A 17,696-nucleotide genomic window follows, 5' to 3' on the forward strand; every position below is an offset into this window, starting at 1 on the left:
CCCCGGCCCTCTCCCACAGGGAGAGGGAGAAAGAGATTTTGAGAGATTTCTTCTTTCACTGATCGGTGGAAGAAAAGAGAATCGGGCCTTTGCGCCTGAAAGTTGCGGAGAAAAAGCATGGCGGGGAATGACCGCGAGCCAATAGGACGTAAGGGAAAACCAACGCGTCCGGCGAAAGAAAAGGTAAGCCGTCGTCGCCTCAGAGATGAGGACTATGACGATGACTATGAAGACGATTATGAGGATGAAGAACCGATGCCGCGTAAAGGGAAAGGCAAAGGGCGTAAGCCTCGGGGCAAACGCGGCTGGTTCTGGCTGCTGCTGAAGCTGTTTATTGTTTTTGTTGTGCTGATGGCGATTTACGGCGTGTATCTGGATCAGAAGATCCGCAGCCGTATCGACGGTAAAGTCTGGCAGCTACCTGCGGCAGTGTATGGCCGTATGGTGAACCTTGAGCCAGATATGTCCATCAGTAAGAACGAGATGGTGAAGCTGCTGGAAGCCACCCAGTATCGTCAGGTGTCTAAAATGACGCGCCCTGGCGAATTTACCGTGCAGGCAAATAGCATTGAGATGATCCGCCGTCCGTTTGATTTCCCGGACAGCAAAGAGGGGCAGGTGCGTGCGCGTCTTACCTTTGATGGCGATCGTCTGGATATTATTGAGAACATGGATAACAACCGTCAGTTCGGTTTCTTCCGTCTCGATCCCCGTCTGATCACCATGCTCTCCTCGGCAAACGGCGAACAGCGCCTGTTCGTTGCGCGTAACGGTTTCCCGGACCTGCTGGTGGACACCCTGTTGGCAACTGAAGACCGCCACTTCTACGAGCACGATGGCATCAGCCTCTACTCGATTGGTCGTGCGGTACTGGCTAACCTCACTGCGGGCCGTACCGTGCAGGGCGCGAGTACGCTGACTCAGCAGCTGGTGAAGAACCTGTTCCTCTCCAGCGAGCGTTCTTACTGGCGTAAAGCTAACGAAGCCTACATGGCCGTGCTGATGGATGCGCGTTACAGCAAGGATCGTATCCTTGAGCTGTATATGAACGAGGTGTACCTCGGTCAGAGCGGCGATAACGAAATCCGCGGCTTCCCGTTGGCGAGCCTGTACTACTTTGGCCGTCCGGTGGAAGAACTGAGCCTCGACCAGCAGGCACTGCTGGTGGGTATGGTGAAAGGTGCGTCCATTTATAACCCGTGGCGTAACCCGAAGCTGGCGCTTGAGCGTCGTAACCTGGTGCTGCGCCTGCTGCAACAACAGCAGGTGATTGACCAGGAGCTGTACGACATGCTGAGCGCGCGCCCACTCGGCGTGCAGCCGCGCGGTGGCGTGATTTCGCCTCAGCCTGCGTTTATGCAACTGGTGCGTCAGGAGCTGCAGAGCAAGCTCGGTGATAAGGTCAAAGATCTCTCCGGCGTGAAGATCTTCACCACCTTTGACTCCGTAGCGCAGGATGCGGCAGAAAAAGCGGCTGTGGAAGGCATTCCGGCGCTGAAGAAACAGCGTAAGCTGAGCGATCTGGAAACCGCGATGGTGGTGGTTGACCGTAACACCGGCGAAGTTCGCGCGATGGTGGGCGGTGCCGAGCCGCAGTTTGCGGGCTACAACCGTGCCATGCAGGCGCGTCGCTCGATCGGTTCTCTGGCAAAACCTGCGACCTATCTCACAGCGCTGAGCCAGCCAAATCAGTATCGCCTGAATACCTGGATTGCGGATGCGCCTATCTCCCTTCGTCAGCCTAACGGCCAGGTCTGGTCACCGCAGAACGATGATAAACAGTTCAGCGGCCAGGTGATGCTGGTGGATGCTTTAACGCGCTCTATGAACGTGCCAACGGTTAACCTGGGGATGTCGCTGGGCCTGCCGGCCATTGTCGACACCTGGCAGAAACTCGGCGTGTCGAAAGATCAGCTGCATCCGGTGCCCGCAATGATTCTCGGTGCGCTTAACCTGACGCCGATCGAAGTGGCGCAGGCGTTCCAGACCATTGCCAGCGGGGGCAACCGCGCGCCGCTGTCTGCCCTGCGTTCGGTGATTGCCGAAGATGGCTCCGTGCTGTATCAGAGCTTCCCGCAGGCAGAACGTGCCGTTCCTGCTCAGGCAGCTTATATGACGCTGTGGACGATGCAGCAGGTTGTGCAGCGCGGTACCGGACGTCAGCTGGGGGCGAAGTATCCGGGTCTGCATCTGGCGGGCAAAACCGGGACCACCAACAACAACGTCGATACCTGGTTCGCCGGTATCGATGGCCGTGAAGTGGTGATCACCTGGGTAGGCCGCGACAACAACCAGCCGACCAAGCTGTACGGTGCGAGCGGGGCGATGTCGATTTACCAGCGCTATCTGGCGAATCAGTCCCCTGTGCCGCTGAATCTGGTTGCGCCGGAAGACATCGTCGATATGGGCGTGGACAGTTCCGGCAACTTTGTCTGCGGGGGCGGGATGCGAACCCTGCCTGTCTGGACCGCAAATCCGGACTCGCTGTGCCAGCAAAGTCAGCCAGAACAGCCAACGGGTAACCCGTTCGACCAGTCTTCTCAGCCACAGCAGCCGCAGCAGCAACAGCCGCAGCAGCAGAATGAGAAGAAAGACAGCGACGGTGTCGCGGGCTGGATTAAAGACATGTTCGGCGGTAACTAAACTTTTAAAGCCCTCTTCCCAGGAAGGGGGCTTTTTTTACCCGTAAAACCCATTTTGTTAACCCTCGCTTTAACTCTGATTAACCCTTCGTTTTCTCTTGTCTATTTCTTAAACCCTTAATTCTCGTAGGGGCGCTTACTGCTTGCTATGCAACCAGCGTTTCGCATATTATTCTGGCGCTCATAATAATAATTCTCGTTTACGTTATCATTCACTTTCACATCAGAGATTCAACATGGCGCTTTCCAATACTGCTCAGCCAATTAACACGTCGCTGCGTAAAATCGCGGTCGTCGTAGCCACAGCGGTTGCCGGCATGTCGACTTATGCACATGCTGCCGAAACCCCGAAAAAAGAAGAAACCATTACCGTTACTGCCGCGCCCGCTGCGCAGGAGAGTCCGTGGGGGCCAGCACCCACGATTGCGGCAAAACGCACCGCAACGGCGACCAAAACCGATACCCCAATTGAGAAAACCCCGCAGTCTATTTCCGTGGTCACGCGTGAAGAGATGGACATGAAGCAGCCGGGGACGGTTAAGCAAGCGTTGGCCTATACGCCGAGCGTTTTTGCGACTCGTGGTGCTTCAACAACGTATGATGTTGTTTCTATCCGTGGTTTCACCACCTCCAGTACCGTGAATACTAACCAGTACCTGGACGGTATGAAGCTGCAGGGGGATAACTATTCTGAAGCGTCCATGGATCCGTATTTCCTTGAGCGCGTTGAACTGCTGCGCGGTCCAACGTCCGTTCTGTACGGTAAAAGTCACCCGGGCGGCGTGGTCAGCATGGTTAGCAAGCGTCCAACCACCGAGCCACTGAAAGAAATCCAGTTCAAAATGGGTACCGATAACCTGTGGCAGACCGGGTTTGATTTCAGCGATGCGATTGATGATGACGGCGTGTGGTCATACCGTCTGACCGGCCTGGGGCGCAGCGAAAATGCGCAGCAGGAGATGGTTAAGTCATCCCGCTACGCCATTGCGCCTGCTTTCAGCTGGCGACCTGACGATAAAACCGATTTTACGTTCCTGAGCAACTTCCAGAGCGATCCGGATGCAGGCTATTACGGCTGGCTGCCGCGGGAAGGTACCGTTGTGCCTTACTATGATGCCAACGGCAACGCGCACAAGCTGCCGACCGATTTCAACGAAGGTGAAGAAGACAACAAGATCTCCCGTCGTCAGAAAATGGTGGGCTACAGCTTCTCGCATCAGTTTGACGACACCTTTACCGTGCGTCAAAACCTGCGCTACACCAAAATCAACACGCTTTACCGTTCCGTCTACGGTAACGGCTATATTGCACCGGCTCAGATCAGCCGTGCGTACGTGCGCTCTGATGAGGACCTGAACTCGTTCACGGTCGATACCCAGCTTCAGTCTAAATTTGCAACCGGTGCAGTGGATCATACCCTGTTAACGGGCGTCGATTACCTGCGCATGCGTAACGATATTGATGCTGATTACGGCACTGCCGATCCCATCAGCATGACGAAGCCTGCGTACGGCAATCCGAATGTCGACGTTTACTACCTATACAAAGTGCTGAACCGTCAGGAACAAACCGGCTTGTATGCTCAGGATCAGGCTGAATGGGATAAGTGGGTACTCACAATGGGGGGCCGCTACGATTTTGCGAAAACCTCTGCGCTGACGCGTACAACCGGTACTACTGCGGAAATCAACGACCAGGCATTCACATGGCGCGGCGGGATTAACTACCTGTTCGACAACGGCATAACGCCTTACTTCAGCTATAGCGAGTCGTTCGAACCGATTTCGGGTACCACTCAGGGCGGCAAACCGTTCGATCCGGCGCGCGGCAAGCAGTATGAAGCGGGCGTGAAATACGTACCGAAAGATCTGCCTGTGGTTGTGACTGCAGCGGTATATCAGCTGACTAAAAACAACAACCTGACGGCCGATCCGGCGAACCCGACCAGCGGCTTTAGCGTGCAGGGCGGCGAAATTCGTTCCCGCGGGTTCGAACTGGAAGCGAAAGCCGCAGTCTCTGCCAATGTGAACGTGACGGCTTCCTATAGCTTTACCGATGCGGAATACACGCACGATACCTGGTATGAAGGCCGTCGTCCGGCGGAAGTGCCGCGTAACATGGCGTCACTGTGGGCCGATTACACCTTCCACGAGACGGCCTTGAGTGGCCTGACCGTTGGCGCGGGGACGCGTTACATCGGCAACACGGTCTCCTACTACTCTGCCTCGTCGCCAAAAGCCTACCAGTCGTTCAACGTCGCGGGCTATGCCCTGGCGGATGCCACAGTGAAATACGACCTGGCTCGCTTTGGGCTGCCGGGCTCGTCAGTCGGCGTCAACGTGAACAACATCTTCGACCGTGAATATGTCTCCAGCTGCTACAGCGAATACGCATGCTACTGGGGAGCAGGACGTCAGGTTGTTGCCACCGCGACCTTCCGCTTCTAACCGCTCTTTGGGCACGGTTCGCCGTGCCCTTTTTATTTAAGTTGGCTGATATGCAGGATAATCAAACGCAACCCGACACCACCTTTACGCTCAACCACCTCTCCTTTCGCGTACCCGGACGCACGCTGCTGCATCCGCTCTCTCTGACGTTTCCGGCAGGTAAAGTGACGGGGCTGATTGGCCACAACGGCTCCGGTAAATCCACGCTGCTCAAAATGCTGGGACGCCACCAGCCACCTTCAGAAGGCGATATTCTGTTGGATGACCAACCGCTGGAGAGCTGGAGCAGTAAAGCCTTTGCCCGCAAAGTCGCCTATCTGCCGCAGCAGCTGCCGCAGGCGGAAGGGATGACGGTACGCGAGCTGGTGGCCATTGGGCGTTATCCGTGGCACGGGGCGCTGGGCCGCTTCGGCGTCGCCGACAGAGAAAAAGTGGAAGAGGCAATTGCGCTGGTGGGGCTCAAACCGCTGGCGCACCGGCTGGTGGATAGCCTGTCCGGCGGTGAACGCCAGCGCGCGTGGATTGCGATGCTGGTGGCACAGGATAGCCGCTGCCTGCTGCTCGACGAACCGACCTCTGCGCTGGATATTGCCCACCAGGTCGACGTGCTGGCGCTGGTGCATCGCTTAAGCCAGCAGCGTGGGCTGACGGTGATTGCGGTCCTGCATGATATCAACATGGCGGCGCGCTACTGTGACTACCTCGTCGCGCTGCGCGGGGGCGAGATGATTGCCCAGGGCACGCCGTCTGAGCTGATGCGCAGTGAAACGCTGGAACACATTTACGGTATTCCGATGGGTATTCTGCCTCACCCTGCCGGGGCTGCGCCGGTGAGCTTCGTATACTGATGCTGGACAACATGCTTATCAGCCGCCGTCGCCTGCTGACGGCCATGGCGCTCTCACCGCTGCTGTTGAAAATGAATACGGCGCGGGCTGCCGCCGTGGATCCGCACCGTATTGTGGCCCTGGAGTGGCTGCCGGTTGAACTGATGATGGCGCTCGGCGTTACGCCCTACGGCGTGGCGGACATTCCTAACTATAACCTCTGGGTGAACGAGCCGAAGCTGCCGGACTCGGTAATTGACGTCGGCCTGCGTACGGAGCCAAACCTCGAGCTGCTCACCCAGATGAAGCCGTCGTTCCTGTTCTGGTCCGCGGGCTACGGTCCGTCAGAAGAGGTGATGGCGCGTATTGCGCCAGGACGCGGATTCTCGTTCAGCGACGGTAAAAAACCGCTGACCGTGGCGAAAAACTCGATTAACGAGATGGCGCATTTCCTCAATCGCGAGGCGGAGGCCAAACGGCATCTCGATGAATTTGATGCCCTGATTGACGCGCTAAAGCCGCGTTTTGCTCACCGGGGCGATCGCCCGCTGCTGATGGTGACGCTGCTGGATGCCCGCCATATGCTGGTCTTTGGTAAAAACTGCCTGTTCCAGGAAGTGCTCGACAGTTTTGGCATTCGTAATGCCTGGGAAGGGGAGATGACGTTCTGGGGCAGTACCGCCGTGGGTATCGATCGTCTGGCGGCGTTTCGCGATGCAGATGTGATCTGTTTCGACCACGGAAACGAGCGTGACATGCAGGCCCTGATGGCGACGCCGCTCTGGCAGGCAATGCCGTTTGTGCGCGAGCAGCGCTTCCAGCGCGCCCCGGCGGTCTGGTTCTACGGCGCGACGCTGTCGGCCATGCATTTTGCCCGTCTGCTGGATAACGCGCTGGGAGGTAAAGCATGAGCATGCGCATTGCGCGCTTCCCGGCGCTGCTGTTGTCCTTACTGTTCCTTGCCGCGCTGGGATTAACCTGGTTCAACCTCTCGACGGCGCTACCGCGTGGACAGTGGGGCACTGCCCTGGCCGCGCCGGATATCGATAATATTCAGCAGATGCTGTTTCACTACAGCCTGCTGCCGCGCCTGGCGATCTCCCTCTTAGTCGGTGCCGGTTTAGGGCTGGTGGGCGTGCTGTTCCAGCAGGTTTTACGCAATCCGCTGGCGGAACCGACCACGCTCGGCGTCGCGACCGGCGCGCAGCTTGGGATCACGGTCATCACGCTGTGGTCATTGCCGGGGGCGTTGACCTCGCAGTTTGCCGCTCTCGCGGGGGCGTGCGTGGTGGGGGCGCTGGTCTTTGGCGTGGCCTGGGGCAAACGCCTTTCCCCGGTGACGCTTATTCTGGCCGGGCTGGTGGTGAGCCTGTACTGCGGGGCGATTAACCAGCTGCTGGTGCTGTTCCACCACGATCGGCTGCAAAGCATGTTCCTGTGGAGTACCGGCACGCTCACCCAGACCGACTGGAGCGTGGTGGCGCATCTGTGGCCACAGCTGGCCGGCGGCGTCGTGCTGACGCTGCTGCTCCTGCGTCCCCTGACGCTCATGGGGCTGGATGACGGCGTGGCGCGAAACCTGGGGCTGGCGCTGTCGCTGGCTCGCCTGGCGGCGCTGACGCTGGCGATTGTACTGAGCGCCCTGCTGGTGAACGCGGTCGGCATCATCGGGTTTATCGGCCTGTTCGCGCCGCTGCTGGCGAAAATGCTCGGTGCGCGTCGTTTGCTGGCGCGTCTGCTGCTGGCCTCGCTAATTGGGGCGCTGATCCTCTGGCTTTCCGATCAGCTCATTCTGTGGCTGGCGCGGGTCTGGAGGGAGGTGTCCACCGGATCGGTCACGGCGCTTATCGGTGCGCCGCTGCTGCTGTGGCTGCTGCCGCGCCTGCGCAGCATGAGCGCGCCGGCGATGGATGCGGGCGATAAAGTCTATGCGGAACGCCAGTCGGTGCTGTGGTTTAGCCTTGCCGGCCTGGCGGTGCTGGTTATCGCCTCGTTTACCGCGCTCGCGTTTGGGCGCGATGCGGCGGGCTGGCACTGGGCAACGGGCGATTTACTCAACGAACTGCTGCAGTGGCGTTGGCCGCGTATCTTCGCCGCGCTGATCGCCGGCGTGATGCTGGCGGTGGCGGGGTGCATTATTCAGCGTCTGACCGGCAACCCAATGGCAAGCCCGGAAGTGCTCGGGATCAGCTCCGGCGCCGCCTTTGGCGTGGTGCTGATGCTGTTCTTTGTGCCGGGCAATGCGTTTGGCTGGCTGATGCCTGCCGGGAGTATTGGTGCGGCGGCCACGCTGATGATTATCCTGATGGCTGCCGGTCGCGGCGGATTTTCCCCGCACCGGATGCTGCTGGCCGGGATGGCGCTCAGCACCGCATTTACGATGCTCCTGATGATGCTGCAGGCGAGCGGCGATCCGCGCATGGCGAAGATCCTGACCTGGATTTCTGGCTCAACGTACGGTGCCACCGGCAGTCAGGTTGTCTGGTCCGGGATCGTGTTGATCGTGCTGCTGGCGATTGTGCCGCTGTGCCGTCGCTGGCTGACTATCCTGCCGCTCGGCGGTGAAACGGCGCGGGCGGTGGGAATGGCGCTGACCCCAGCGCGCGTGGCCCTGCTGCTGCTGGCGGCGTCCCTGACGGCTGTGGCAACCATGACTATCGGACCGCTGAGCTTTGTTGGGTTGATGGCGCCGCACATTGCCCGAATGATGGGATTCCGCCGAACGATGCCGCATATTGTGATGTCTGCCCTCACGGGCGGGGTCATGCTGGTGTTTGCGGACTGGTGCGGAAGAATGGTGCTGTTCCCGTATCAGATCCCGGCGGGTCTGCTGTCGACCTTCATTGGCGCGCCGTATTTTATTTATCTGTTGAGAAAGCAGAGCCGCTAATAAAAGTAAACGGCAATCCTGAGATTGCCGTTTTAGGGTTTGCTCCCTCTCCCCGTGGGAGAGGGTTGGGGTGAGGGCATCAAGCCGCACATCTTACAGCTTCGCAAACACCTTACGCGCCGCGTCGATGGTGTTATTGATATCTGCTTCGCTGTGCGCCACGGACATGAAGCCCGCTTCGAACGCGGACGGCGCCAGGTACACGCCTTCTTCCAGCATCAGGTGGAAGAAGCGCTTGAAGCGTTCGACGTCGCACTTCACCACGTCCTGATAGCAGGTCACGGTTTTCGAATCGGTGAAGAAAATCCCGAACATCCCGCCCACGTGGTTAACGACCAGCGGAATACCGGCTTCCTCTGCCGCTTCAAGCAGTCCGTTTGCCAGCTGCGTCGTCAGGGCGGTCAGGGTTTCATGAATCCCCGGCTGAGCGACTTCGTTCAGGCAGGCGAAGCCCGCCGCCATCGCGATTGGGTTACCGGAGAGCGTGCCCGCCTGGTAAACCGGACCGGTTGGCGCCAGGGCTTCCATAACGTCCTTACGGCCACCGAATGCCCCGACCGGCATGCCGCCGCCGATGATTTTGCCGAGGCAGGTCAGGTCCGGCTCAACGCCATAATAAGACTGGGCACCCGCCAGCGCCACGCGGAAGCCGGTCATCACTTCGTCGATGATCAGCAGGGCGCCGAATTCGTCGCACAGGGCACGCAGGCCCGGCAGGAAATCAGGCTGCGGTGGAATACAGTTCATGTTACCCGCAACAGGCTCAACGATGATGCAGGCAATCTCCTGCGGATACTGCTCGAACGCCGCGCGAACGGTAGCCAGATCGTTGTAGGTGCAGGTCAGGGTGTGTTTGGCGAAATCTGCCGGTACGCCAGGGGAGTTTGGCTGGCCGAGCGTCAGCGCGCCGGAGCCCGCCTTCACCAGCAGGCAGTCCGCGTGACCGTGGTAGCAGCCTTCAAACTTGACGATCTTGTCGCGGCCGGTGAAGCCTCGCGCCAGGCGGATAGCGCTCATGGTGGCTTCGGTACCGGAGTTCACCATACGCACCATGTCCATGGTCGGCACCAGTTCGGTGACCAGCTCCGCCATTTTCACTTCCATTTCCGTCGGCGCGCCGAAGCTCAGGCCGCGCTGGGCGGCTTCAATTACCGCGTTACGGATCGCCGGGTGGTTGTGGCCCAGCACCATCGGGCCCCAGGAGCCGACATAATCGATATAGGCTTTGCCATCGACATCATACAGATACGCGCCGTCAGCACGTTCGATAAACAGCGGCGTGCCGCCCACGCCGGTAAAGGCGCGCACGGGTGAGTTCACGCCACCCGGAATAAGCTCGCGGGCTGCACTGTAGAGGTTTTCAGACTTGCTCATGGCGTCGTTCCTGGTTCGTATAAAATGATTAAGCACACTATTCTAAGTGATTCGCGGAAGGTTATGAAATTTTTGCCCCATTAATGCATAAACAATTGTTAAGGATTTTTCACGGGACGGCGCGACTGTCTCTGGTAAAATCCTCGCGGCTTTTTGTGTGATGAATAAGAACAGGACATGAAATCAGATTCTCCGTCTTTTGAAGAACAACAGTTTTCGCGCGCCCAACACCGAATCAGTATTCGGCGGCTGCTCAATCGCGATAAAACGCCGCTGGCGATCCTGCTGGCCGCTGCCGTGGTGGGTACCCTTGCGGGTCTGGCTGGCGTGGCGTTTGAAAAAGCGGTTAATGCCGTACTCAACTGGCGAGTGGGGACCGTAGCCGGTTTCGCCGACAGCAGATGGCTGGTCTGGACAGCGGCATTTGGGCTGTCTGCGCTGCTTGCTATGGTGGGTTATTTTCTGGTGCGTAAATTTGCGCCGGAGGCGGGCGGCTCTGGTATCCCGGAAATTGAGGGCGCGCTGGAGGAGCTGCGTCCGGTGCGCTGGTGGCGAGTGATCCCGGTGAAATTTATCGGCGGCATGGGAACCCTCGGTGCGGGGATGGTGCTGGGGCGAGAGGGGCCAACCGTGCAGCTGGGCGGGAACGTCGGGCGCATGGTGGGCGATCTGTTTCGGATGCGCAGCGCCGAAGCGCGCCATACGCTGCTGGCCACCGGCGCGGCGGCGGGGCTGTCGGCGGCGTTTAACGCGCCGCTGGCTGGGATTTTGTTCATCATCGAAGAGATGCGCGCCCAGTTTCGCTACAACCTGATCTCCATAAAAGCGGTGTTTACCGGCGTCATTATGTCGAGCATCGTCTTTCGCATCTTTAATGGCGAAGGGGCGGTCATTGAGGTGGGAAAACTCACCAACGCGCCGGTCAATACCCTGTGGCTTTATCTGATCCTCGGTATGATTTTTGGCGTGGTGGGCCCGCTCTTTAACACCTTCATTCTGCGCGCTCAGGATATGTTCCAGCGTCTTCACGGCGGGAATACAACCAAATGGGTGCTGATGGGTGGCCTGCTGGGCGGGATGTGCGGCGTACTCGGCTTTATTGAACCGAATGCCGCAGGCGGCGGGTTCGGCCTGATTCCCATCGCGGCGGCAGGGAATTTCAGCGTCGGGCTGCTGCTGTTTATGTTTATTTCGAGGGTCATCACGACGGTGCTGTGCTTCTCCTCCGGTGCGCCAGGGGGAATCTTCGCACCCATGCTGGCGCTGGGCACGCTGCTGGGAACCGCTTTTGGCATGGCGGCGGCTGTGGGTTTCCCGGCCTATCATCTTGAAGCCGGGACGTTTGCCGTCGCCGGAATGGGGGCGCTGCTCGCCGCGTCCCTGCGTGCACCCTTGACCGGGATCGTGCTGGTGCTTGAGATGACGGACAATTACCAGCTCATTTTGCCAATGATCATTACCTGTCTCGGCGCGACACTATTAGCCCAATTCCTGGGTGGAAAACCGCTATACTCCACCATTCTTGCACGGACCCTGGCGAAACAGGAGGCTGAACGGGCCTCAACGCAGAATACTTGAATGAATTACCAGGGTATTAGATAATGAAAAAAAGAATTGGGTGATTTTTACCCAATAGCAGTATGCAGTCTTCATGGGAGCATAAGATGAGTGATGACGTAGTAGCTGTACCGCTCGAATTTACCGAAGCAGCAGCCAAAAAAGTGAAAGTCCTGATTGCCGATGAAGACAATCCGGAACTGAAACTCCGTGTTTATATTACCGGTGGTGGCTGCAGCGGCTTCCAGTATGGTTTTACCTTTGATGACCAGGTGAACGAGGGTGATATGACCATCGAGAAGCAGGGTGTCGCGCTGGTGGTTGACCCGATGAGCCTGCAATATCTGGTCGGTGGTTCGGTTGATTATACCGAAGGTCTGGAAGGTTCGCGCTTTGTGGTGACCAACCCGAACGCAACAAGCACCTGTGGGTGTGGTTCGTCGTTCAGTATTTAAGAGGGTGCGAGCTGATGCCCTCACCCCGGCCCTCTCCCACAGGGAGAGGGAGAAAAGACTAAAAACGGTAACCTTGCGGTTACCGTTTTGCGTTTACCTGTCATCCAGCGCAAACGTCGGCAGCTTCAGGTGCCAGCGTATCGCCGCTAAACGTATCACCAGCGTCACGAGCATCCCCAGCATCGCGGCATTTTCCAGCGGGACTGCAAAGGTGTAATACGCGGTGGCGTGAACAATTCCACCTACAATACAGGCCGTCGCGTAAATTTCAGTACGCAGGATCATCGGCACTTCACGCGCCAGAATGTCGCGAATGATCCCGCCGCCCACGCCGGTTAATACACCCATGCAGATCGCCACCATCGGACCGGTACCTGCATTAAACGCCTTATTAACACCAATGCCGACAAACACGGCCAGACCCACGGCATCCAGCACCGGCAATATCCATTTGGGTAATCTGCGGGGTTGACGAACCAGTACAATGGTCAACATGCAGGTGACCATCGCCACCACCAGGTCGGTCGGGTCTTTCACCCAAAATACCGGGCCATTCGCCAGCGCCATATCGCGGATAGTTCCGCCGCCCACGGCGGTCACTACGCCCAGCACCAGCACGCCAAACGGATCCATGCGCAGTTTTCCGGCGAGTAAAACGCCGGAGATAGCAAAAACGGCTGTGCCAAGAATATCCAGCCAATACACGAGCATCGTTAAATCCTCGAAAAGGGTCTTATGTTAGCGGCTCTCTGCCAGGGCGGCACAGAGCTGTTTTGCGGCGAGGATAATACGCGGGCTGGCGCGTTCAAACCAGTCACCGTTGAGTGGGATCACCGGAATTTTTAGCTGCCTTTGCCAGAATTGTTCAATTTTAGGAATCTCGCTCGCACTTCCGACCACGACGATAGCCTGTGGCTGGCGCGCCAGAACCTGCTCACGGCTAACCTGAGGCCACGGCACCCGGCTGGCAGCAAAGATATTTTCACCGCCGCAGACTTCCAGCACCTGGTTCTGAATTGATCCTTTTCCGGTGGTGAACAGCGGCTGGCTGCCAAACTGCAGGAAGATGCGCTTTTTAACCGGCGTATCGTAGCGGGATTTCAGCGCGGCATAGTCGCTAAGCATCTGTTTCGCTGCGGCTTCGGCTTTTTTGGGAGAAGGGCTATAGGGCGCCAGAGCGCGTAGCGCCTGAGCAACTTGTTCAATGCTCACGGCATCAACCCACATGACCTTGATGCCAAGCGTGGCGAGCTGGTTAACCTGCCGCTCGGCGTTGCCCCCACGCCAGGCCAGCACGAGGTCAGGCTTAAGCGCCACAATGCGCTCGAGATTCATTCCTTGCCAGGTCGCGACCTGCTCAATGCTGGCGGCCTGGGGGGGATAATTCGAAAAGCTACTCACGCCCACAGGGGTGATCCCGGCAGCAAAGGCCAGTTCGGTATTCGCGGGGGAGAGAGTAATCACACGCGGCATGGCGAAAAGCCATGCCGGTGCGAAAAGAAGCAGGGCGGCCAGCGCCCTGACGCTATGTTTAGCCACGTGCCAGATTCTGCACCAGGCGTTCCACCATCACGGTGGACTGTTTTGCCGCAACGGTAAGGAACTCGTCGAAGCTGATGTGGGACTGCTGGTCTGCCACGTCAGAGATGGCGCGAACCACCACGAACGGTACGTTGAAGTTATGGCAAACGTGAGCGATCGCGGTCGCTTCCATCTCAACGGCCACCGCCTGAGGGAAGTTATGGCGGATTTTCGCCAGGCCCACGGAGCCATTGATGAAGGCATCACCGCTGACAATCAGGCCGCGCACCGCATTGAGATTGAGTTCAGCAATGCAGGTTTCTGCCGCCGCAATCAGTTTGTCGTCAGCCTTAAACCCTGCCGGACAGCCCGGAAGCTGACCGTACTCGTAACCGAACGCGGTCACGTCAGCATCGTGGTAACGCGCTTCGTCGGAGACAACGATATCACCCACTTTCAGCGTCGGCGCCAGGCCGCCCGCAGAGCCGGTATTCACGATTACGTCCGGCTTGCAGCGCTCAAGCAGCAGGGTTGCACCCAGCGCAGCAGCCACTTTACCGATGCCTGATTTCAGCAGAGCCACGTCAACACCGTTCAGCTGGCCGGTGTAGATCTCACAGCCTCCGAGAGAGAGGGTCTGACGGTTCTCAATTTTGTCACGCAGCAGCGTAACTTCTTCTTCCATTGCACCAATAATGCCGATTTTCATAGATTTACTCGCGATGTGCCTTGTTAAGATGCATAGTCTATCATGCGGTTAAGGGGAAACGCATTCTCAGGCGGGGGAGCACATGTCACCAATCGATTTTCGCACCAAAATTAACTGGCACCGGCGTTTCCGTTCGCCGCAGGGCGATAAGAGCGAACATGAGATCCTGCGTATCTTCGAAAGCGATCGCGGGCGGATTATTAACTCGCCGGCCATCCGTCGTTTGCAGCAAAAAACACAGGTGTTTCCGCTCGAGCGTAACGCCGCGGTGCGCACGCGCTTAACCCACTCCATGGAAGTGCAGCAGGTCGGGCGCTATATTGCCAAAGAGATTTTAAGCCGTCTCAAAGAACAGCGCTTACTGGAAACTTATGGCCTGGACGAACTGACGGGGCCCTTCGAGAGCATCGTTGAGATGGCCTGCCTGATGCATGACATCGGCAACCCGCCTTTCGGCCACTTTGGTGAGGCGGCAATCAATGACTGGTTTAAGCAGCGGCTTCATCCTTCGGATGCGGCCAGCCAGCCCCTCAGCGATGACCGCTGTACCGTACGCGATTTACGCCTGCGTGAAGGGGAAGAGGGGCTGAACGATCTGCGTCGCAAAGTGCGCCAGGATCTTTGTCACTTCGAGGGGAACGCGCAGGGGATCCGGCTGGTGCATTCACTGATGCGTATGAACCTGACCTGGGCACAGGTCGGCTGTATCCTGAAATATACCCGCCCCGCGTGGTGGATGGGAGATACGCCCGAATCGCACAGTTATCTCATGAAAAAACCGGGCTATTACCTTTCTGAAGAAGCCTATATTGAACGGCTGCGTAAAGAACTTTCATTGACGCCAAACGGCCGCTTTCCCTTAACCTGGATTATGGAGGCCGCCGACGATATTTCCTATTGTGTGGCCGATCTGGAAGACGCCGTTGAGAAAAGAATCTTCAGCGTCGAGGAGCTTTATCAGCATCTTTATGCGGCCTGGGGCACCCATGAAAAAGGCTCGCTATTTGCGCAGGTTGTCGAAAATGCCTGGGAAAAATCGCGTTCAAATACATTAAGCCGCAGTACTGAGGACCAATTCTTTATGTATTTGCGGGTCAATACATTAAATAAACTGGTGCCGTATGCGGCTTCGCGCTTTATTGATAATTTGCCGCTGATTTATAGCGGAGAATTCAATCACGCGCTGCTGGAAGACGACAGTAGTTTCAGCCAGCTCCTTGAGCTTTATAAACATGTGGCGATGCGGCACGTGTTCAGCCATCCGGATGTCGAGCAGTTAGAGCTGCAGGGGTACCGGGTAATCAGTGGGTTACTGGAAATTTATTCCCCGTTGCTTCAGCTGTCGGTCGACGAATTCTGCGAGCTGGTGGAACACGAGCGCGTGCGCCGAATACCGATTGAGTCGCGGCTGTATCAGAAACTCTCGACCCGTCATCGTCTGGCGTATGTCGAAGCGATTGGCAAGCTGGATCGTCATTCTCCCCAGTGGCCGGTGCTGGAATATTATTATCGCTGCCGCCTTATTCAGGACTATATCAGCGGCATGACGGATTTATACGCCTGGGATGAATACCGCAAGCTGATGGCGGTGGAATAACCGCTGAGTTTTGTAAAGACGGCCAATAAATTTTTACCTTTTCCATAAACTTATCGCCGGAACTAAGCGGTATAAAATGAATCTGAGTTACACAGCAATTTTGCGTTATCTGTAAATCGAGATTGAGAAACATGAAAAAAACCACATTAGCAATGAGTGCACTGGCTCTGAGTTTAGGTTTAGCGCTGTCTCCTCTGACTGCTACTGCAGCCGAGACCGCGTCGTCGGCAGCAACCGCGCAGCAGATGCCAAGCCTGGCACCGATGCTCGAAAAGGTGATGCCATCGGTGGTGAGTATTAACGTTGAGGGGAGCACGACCGTCAATACGCCGCGCATGCCGCGTAACTTCCAGCAGTTCTTTGGCGACAACTCGCCGTTCTGCCAGGACGGTTCGCCATTCCAGAGCTCTCCGTTCTGCCAGGGCGGTGGCGCAGGGGATGACAGCCAGGGCGGCGCCCAGCAGCAGAAATTCATGGCGCTTGGCTCGGGGGTGATCATTGATGCAGCGAAAGGCTACGTCGTCACCAACAACCACGTAGTTGATAACGCTAACAGCATTAAGGTGCAGCTGAGCGATGGCCGCAAGTTTGACGCCAAAGTAGTGGGTAAAGACCCGCGCTCCGACATCGCGCTGATCCAGATTCAGGATCCGAAGAACCTGACGGCGATTAAAATTGCCGACTCCGACGCGCTGCGCGTGGGTGACTATACCGTGGCAATCGGTAACCCGTTCGGTCTGGGTGAAACGGTGACCTCGGGTATCGTCTCTGCGCTGGGCCGTAGCGGCCTCAATGCCGAGAACTATGAAAACTTCATCCAGACGGATGCGGCGATCAACCGCGGTAACTCCGGCGGTGCGCTGGTGAACCTGAACGGTGAGCTGATCGGTATCAACACCGCTATCCTGGCACCGGACGGTGGCAACATCGGTATCGGCTTTGCTATCCCAAGCAACATGGTGAAAAACCTCACCGCACAGATGGTGCAGTATGGCCAGGTGAAACGCGGTGAGCTGGGTATCCTGGGTACGGAACTGAACTCCGAACTGGCGAAGGCAATGAAAGTTGACGCTCAGCGCGGGGCATTCGTCAGCCAGGTGATGCCGAACTCCTCTGCAGCGAAAGCGGGTATCAAAGCGGGGGATGTGATCACCTCCCTGAACGGTAAACCGATCAGCAGCTTTGCTGCCCTGCGCGCCGAAGTGGGCTCCATGCCGGTTGGCAGTAAAATCACCCTCGGCCTGCTGCGCGACGGTAAGCCGGTTAACGTGAGCCTGGAGCTGCAGCAGAGCAGCCAGAATCAGGTGGATTCCAGCACCATCTTCAGCGGTATTGAAGGGGCGGAGATGAGCAACAAAGGGGCAGATAAAGGCGTGGTGGTGAATAACGTGAAGGCGAACTCACCGGCAGCCCGTATCGGTCTGAAAAAAGGGGATGTGATCATGGGTGCTAACCAGCAGCCGGTGAAAAACATCGCTGAACTGCGCAAAATTCTCGACAGCAAGCCTTCCGTGCTGGCGCTGAATATCCAGCGTGGTGACTCCTCTATCTACCTGCTGATGCAGTAATTCCTGTAACCCCCTGCTGTAACAGGCAGGGGCTTTTCTCGTTTCTGTGACCCTTTCCACAAGTCCATATTTCCCCCTCTCTCTTTGTGCATTTGCACAATGCAGCCGC

The 17,696-nt window shown here is 57.5% G+C and carries 13 protein-coding genes; 9 read left to right on the forward strand and 4 right to left on the reverse strand.

Annotated elements, in window-relative coordinates:
• Positions 1-117: 117 nt before the first annotated feature.
• From mrcB to fhuB, 5 genes are all read left to right on the forward strand, one after another.
• The gene (gene mrcB / locus M2433_RS20815; protein WP_134349695.1) at positions 118-2,643 is read left to right on the forward strand and encodes a bifunctional glycosyl transferase/transpeptidase; all 2,526 of its coding nucleotides are present in this window, start codon (positions 118-120) and stop codon (positions 2,641-2,643) included.
• Positions 2,644-2,878: 235 nt separating this feature from the next.
• Positions 2,879-5,089 carry a ferrichrome porin FhuA gene (gene fhuA / locus M2433_RS20820; RefSeq protein ID WP_429057329.1) on the forward strand — a complete coding sequence of 737 codons (2,211 nt, stop codon included), beginning with the start codon at positions 2,879-2,881 and terminating at the stop codon, positions 5,087-5,089.
• Positions 5,090-5,139: 50 nt separating this feature from the next.
• Positions 5,140-5,937 (forward strand): Fe3+-hydroxamate ABC transporter ATP-binding protein FhuC, encoded by a 798-nt coding sequence (gene fhuC / locus M2433_RS20825; protein ID WP_047346397.1) that lies wholly within the window; start codon positions 5,140-5,142, stop codon positions 5,935-5,937.
• The gene (gene fhuD, locus M2433_RS20830; RefSeq protein WP_429057332.1) at positions 5,937-6,827 is read left to right on the forward strand and encodes a Fe(3+)-hydroxamate ABC transporter substrate-binding protein FhuD; all 891 of its coding nucleotides are present in this window, start codon (positions 5,937-5,939) and stop codon (positions 6,825-6,827) included. The genes fhuC and fhuD overlap by 1 nt, the downstream gene beginning before the upstream one ends.
• On the forward strand, positions 6,824-8,806 hold the full coding sequence (gene fhuB / locus M2433_RS20835) for a Fe(3+)-hydroxamate ABC transporter permease FhuB (RefSeq protein ID WP_429057333.1): 1,983 nt from the start codon (positions 6,824-6,826) through the stop codon (positions 8,804-8,806). The genes fhuD and fhuB overlap by 4 nt, the downstream gene beginning before the upstream one ends.
• Positions 8,807-8,899: 93 nt before the next feature.
• Here fhuB and hemL read toward each other — a convergent pair whose 3' ends face one another.
• Positions 8,900-10,180 carry a glutamate-1-semialdehyde 2,1-aminomutase gene (gene hemL, locus M2433_RS20840; RefSeq protein ID WP_429057335.1) on the reverse strand — a complete coding sequence of 427 codons (1,281 nt, stop codon included), beginning with the start codon at positions 10,178-10,180 and terminating at the stop codon, positions 8,900-8,902.
• Between the two features lie 177 nt (positions 10,181-10,357).
• On the opposite strand from hemL, the gene clcA reads away from it, so the two are divergent.
• Both clcA and erpA read left to right on the forward strand, forming a co-directional pair.
• Complete coding sequence (gene clcA, locus M2433_RS20845) at positions 10,358-11,758, forward strand: H(+)/Cl(-) exchange transporter ClcA (RefSeq protein ID WP_429057338.1); 1,401 nt, start codon at positions 10,358-10,360, stop codon at positions 11,756-11,758.
• An 86-nt stretch (positions 11,759-11,844) separates the two neighbouring features.
• A complete protein-coding gene (erpA, locus tag M2433_RS20850; RefSeq protein ID WP_010426752.1) occupies positions 11,845-12,192 on the forward strand; it encodes an iron-sulfur cluster insertion protein ErpA in 348 nt (115 codons plus the stop codon).
• A 93-nt stretch (positions 12,193-12,285) separates the two neighbouring features.
• Here erpA and M2433_RS20855 read toward each other — a convergent pair whose 3' ends face one another.
• The 3 genes from M2433_RS20855 to mtnN are packed head-to-tail and all read right to left on the reverse strand — an operon-like array spanning position 12,286 to position 14,422.
• On the reverse strand, positions 12,286-12,903 hold the full coding sequence (locus M2433_RS20855) for a TRIC cation channel family protein (protein WP_429057341.1): 618 nt from the start codon (positions 12,901-12,903) through the stop codon (positions 12,286-12,288).
• 27 nt (positions 12,904-12,930) lie between these two features.
• Positions 12,931-13,731, reverse strand: a complete 801-nt coding sequence (btuF, locus tag M2433_RS20860; protein WP_429057342.1) for a vitamin B12 ABC transporter substrate-binding protein BtuF — start codon at positions 13,729-13,731, stop codon at positions 12,931-12,933.
• Positions 13,724-14,422 carry a 5'-methylthioadenosine/S-adenosylhomocysteine nucleosidase gene (gene mtnN / locus M2433_RS20865; protein ID WP_008501920.1) on the reverse strand — a complete coding sequence of 233 codons (699 nt, stop codon included), beginning with the start codon at positions 14,420-14,422 and terminating at the stop codon, positions 13,724-13,726. Before mtnN ends, btuF begins: the two co-directional genes overlap by 8 nt.
• Before the next feature lie 82 nt (positions 14,423-14,504).
• Between mtnN and dgt the strand changes: the two genes are divergently transcribed.
• Both dgt and degP read left to right on the forward strand, forming a co-directional pair.
• The gene (gene dgt, locus M2433_RS20870) at positions 14,505-16,019 is read left to right on the forward strand and encodes a dGTPase (RefSeq protein WP_429057344.1); all 1,515 of its coding nucleotides are present in this window, start codon (positions 14,505-14,507) and stop codon (positions 16,017-16,019) included.
• Between the two features lie 131 nt (positions 16,020-16,150).
• The gene (gene degP / locus M2433_RS20875) at positions 16,151-17,587 is read left to right on the forward strand and encodes a serine endoprotease DegP (protein WP_059311934.1); all 1,437 of its coding nucleotides are present in this window, start codon (positions 16,151-16,153) and stop codon (positions 17,585-17,587) included.
• Positions 17,588-17,696: the final 109 nt, after the last annotated feature.

Source organism: Enterobacter sp. AC1, assembly GCF_050434705.1.
Classification (GTDB): domain Bacteria; phylum Pseudomonadota; class Gammaproteobacteria; order Enterobacterales; family Enterobacteriaceae; genus Enterobacter; species Enterobacter cloacae_L.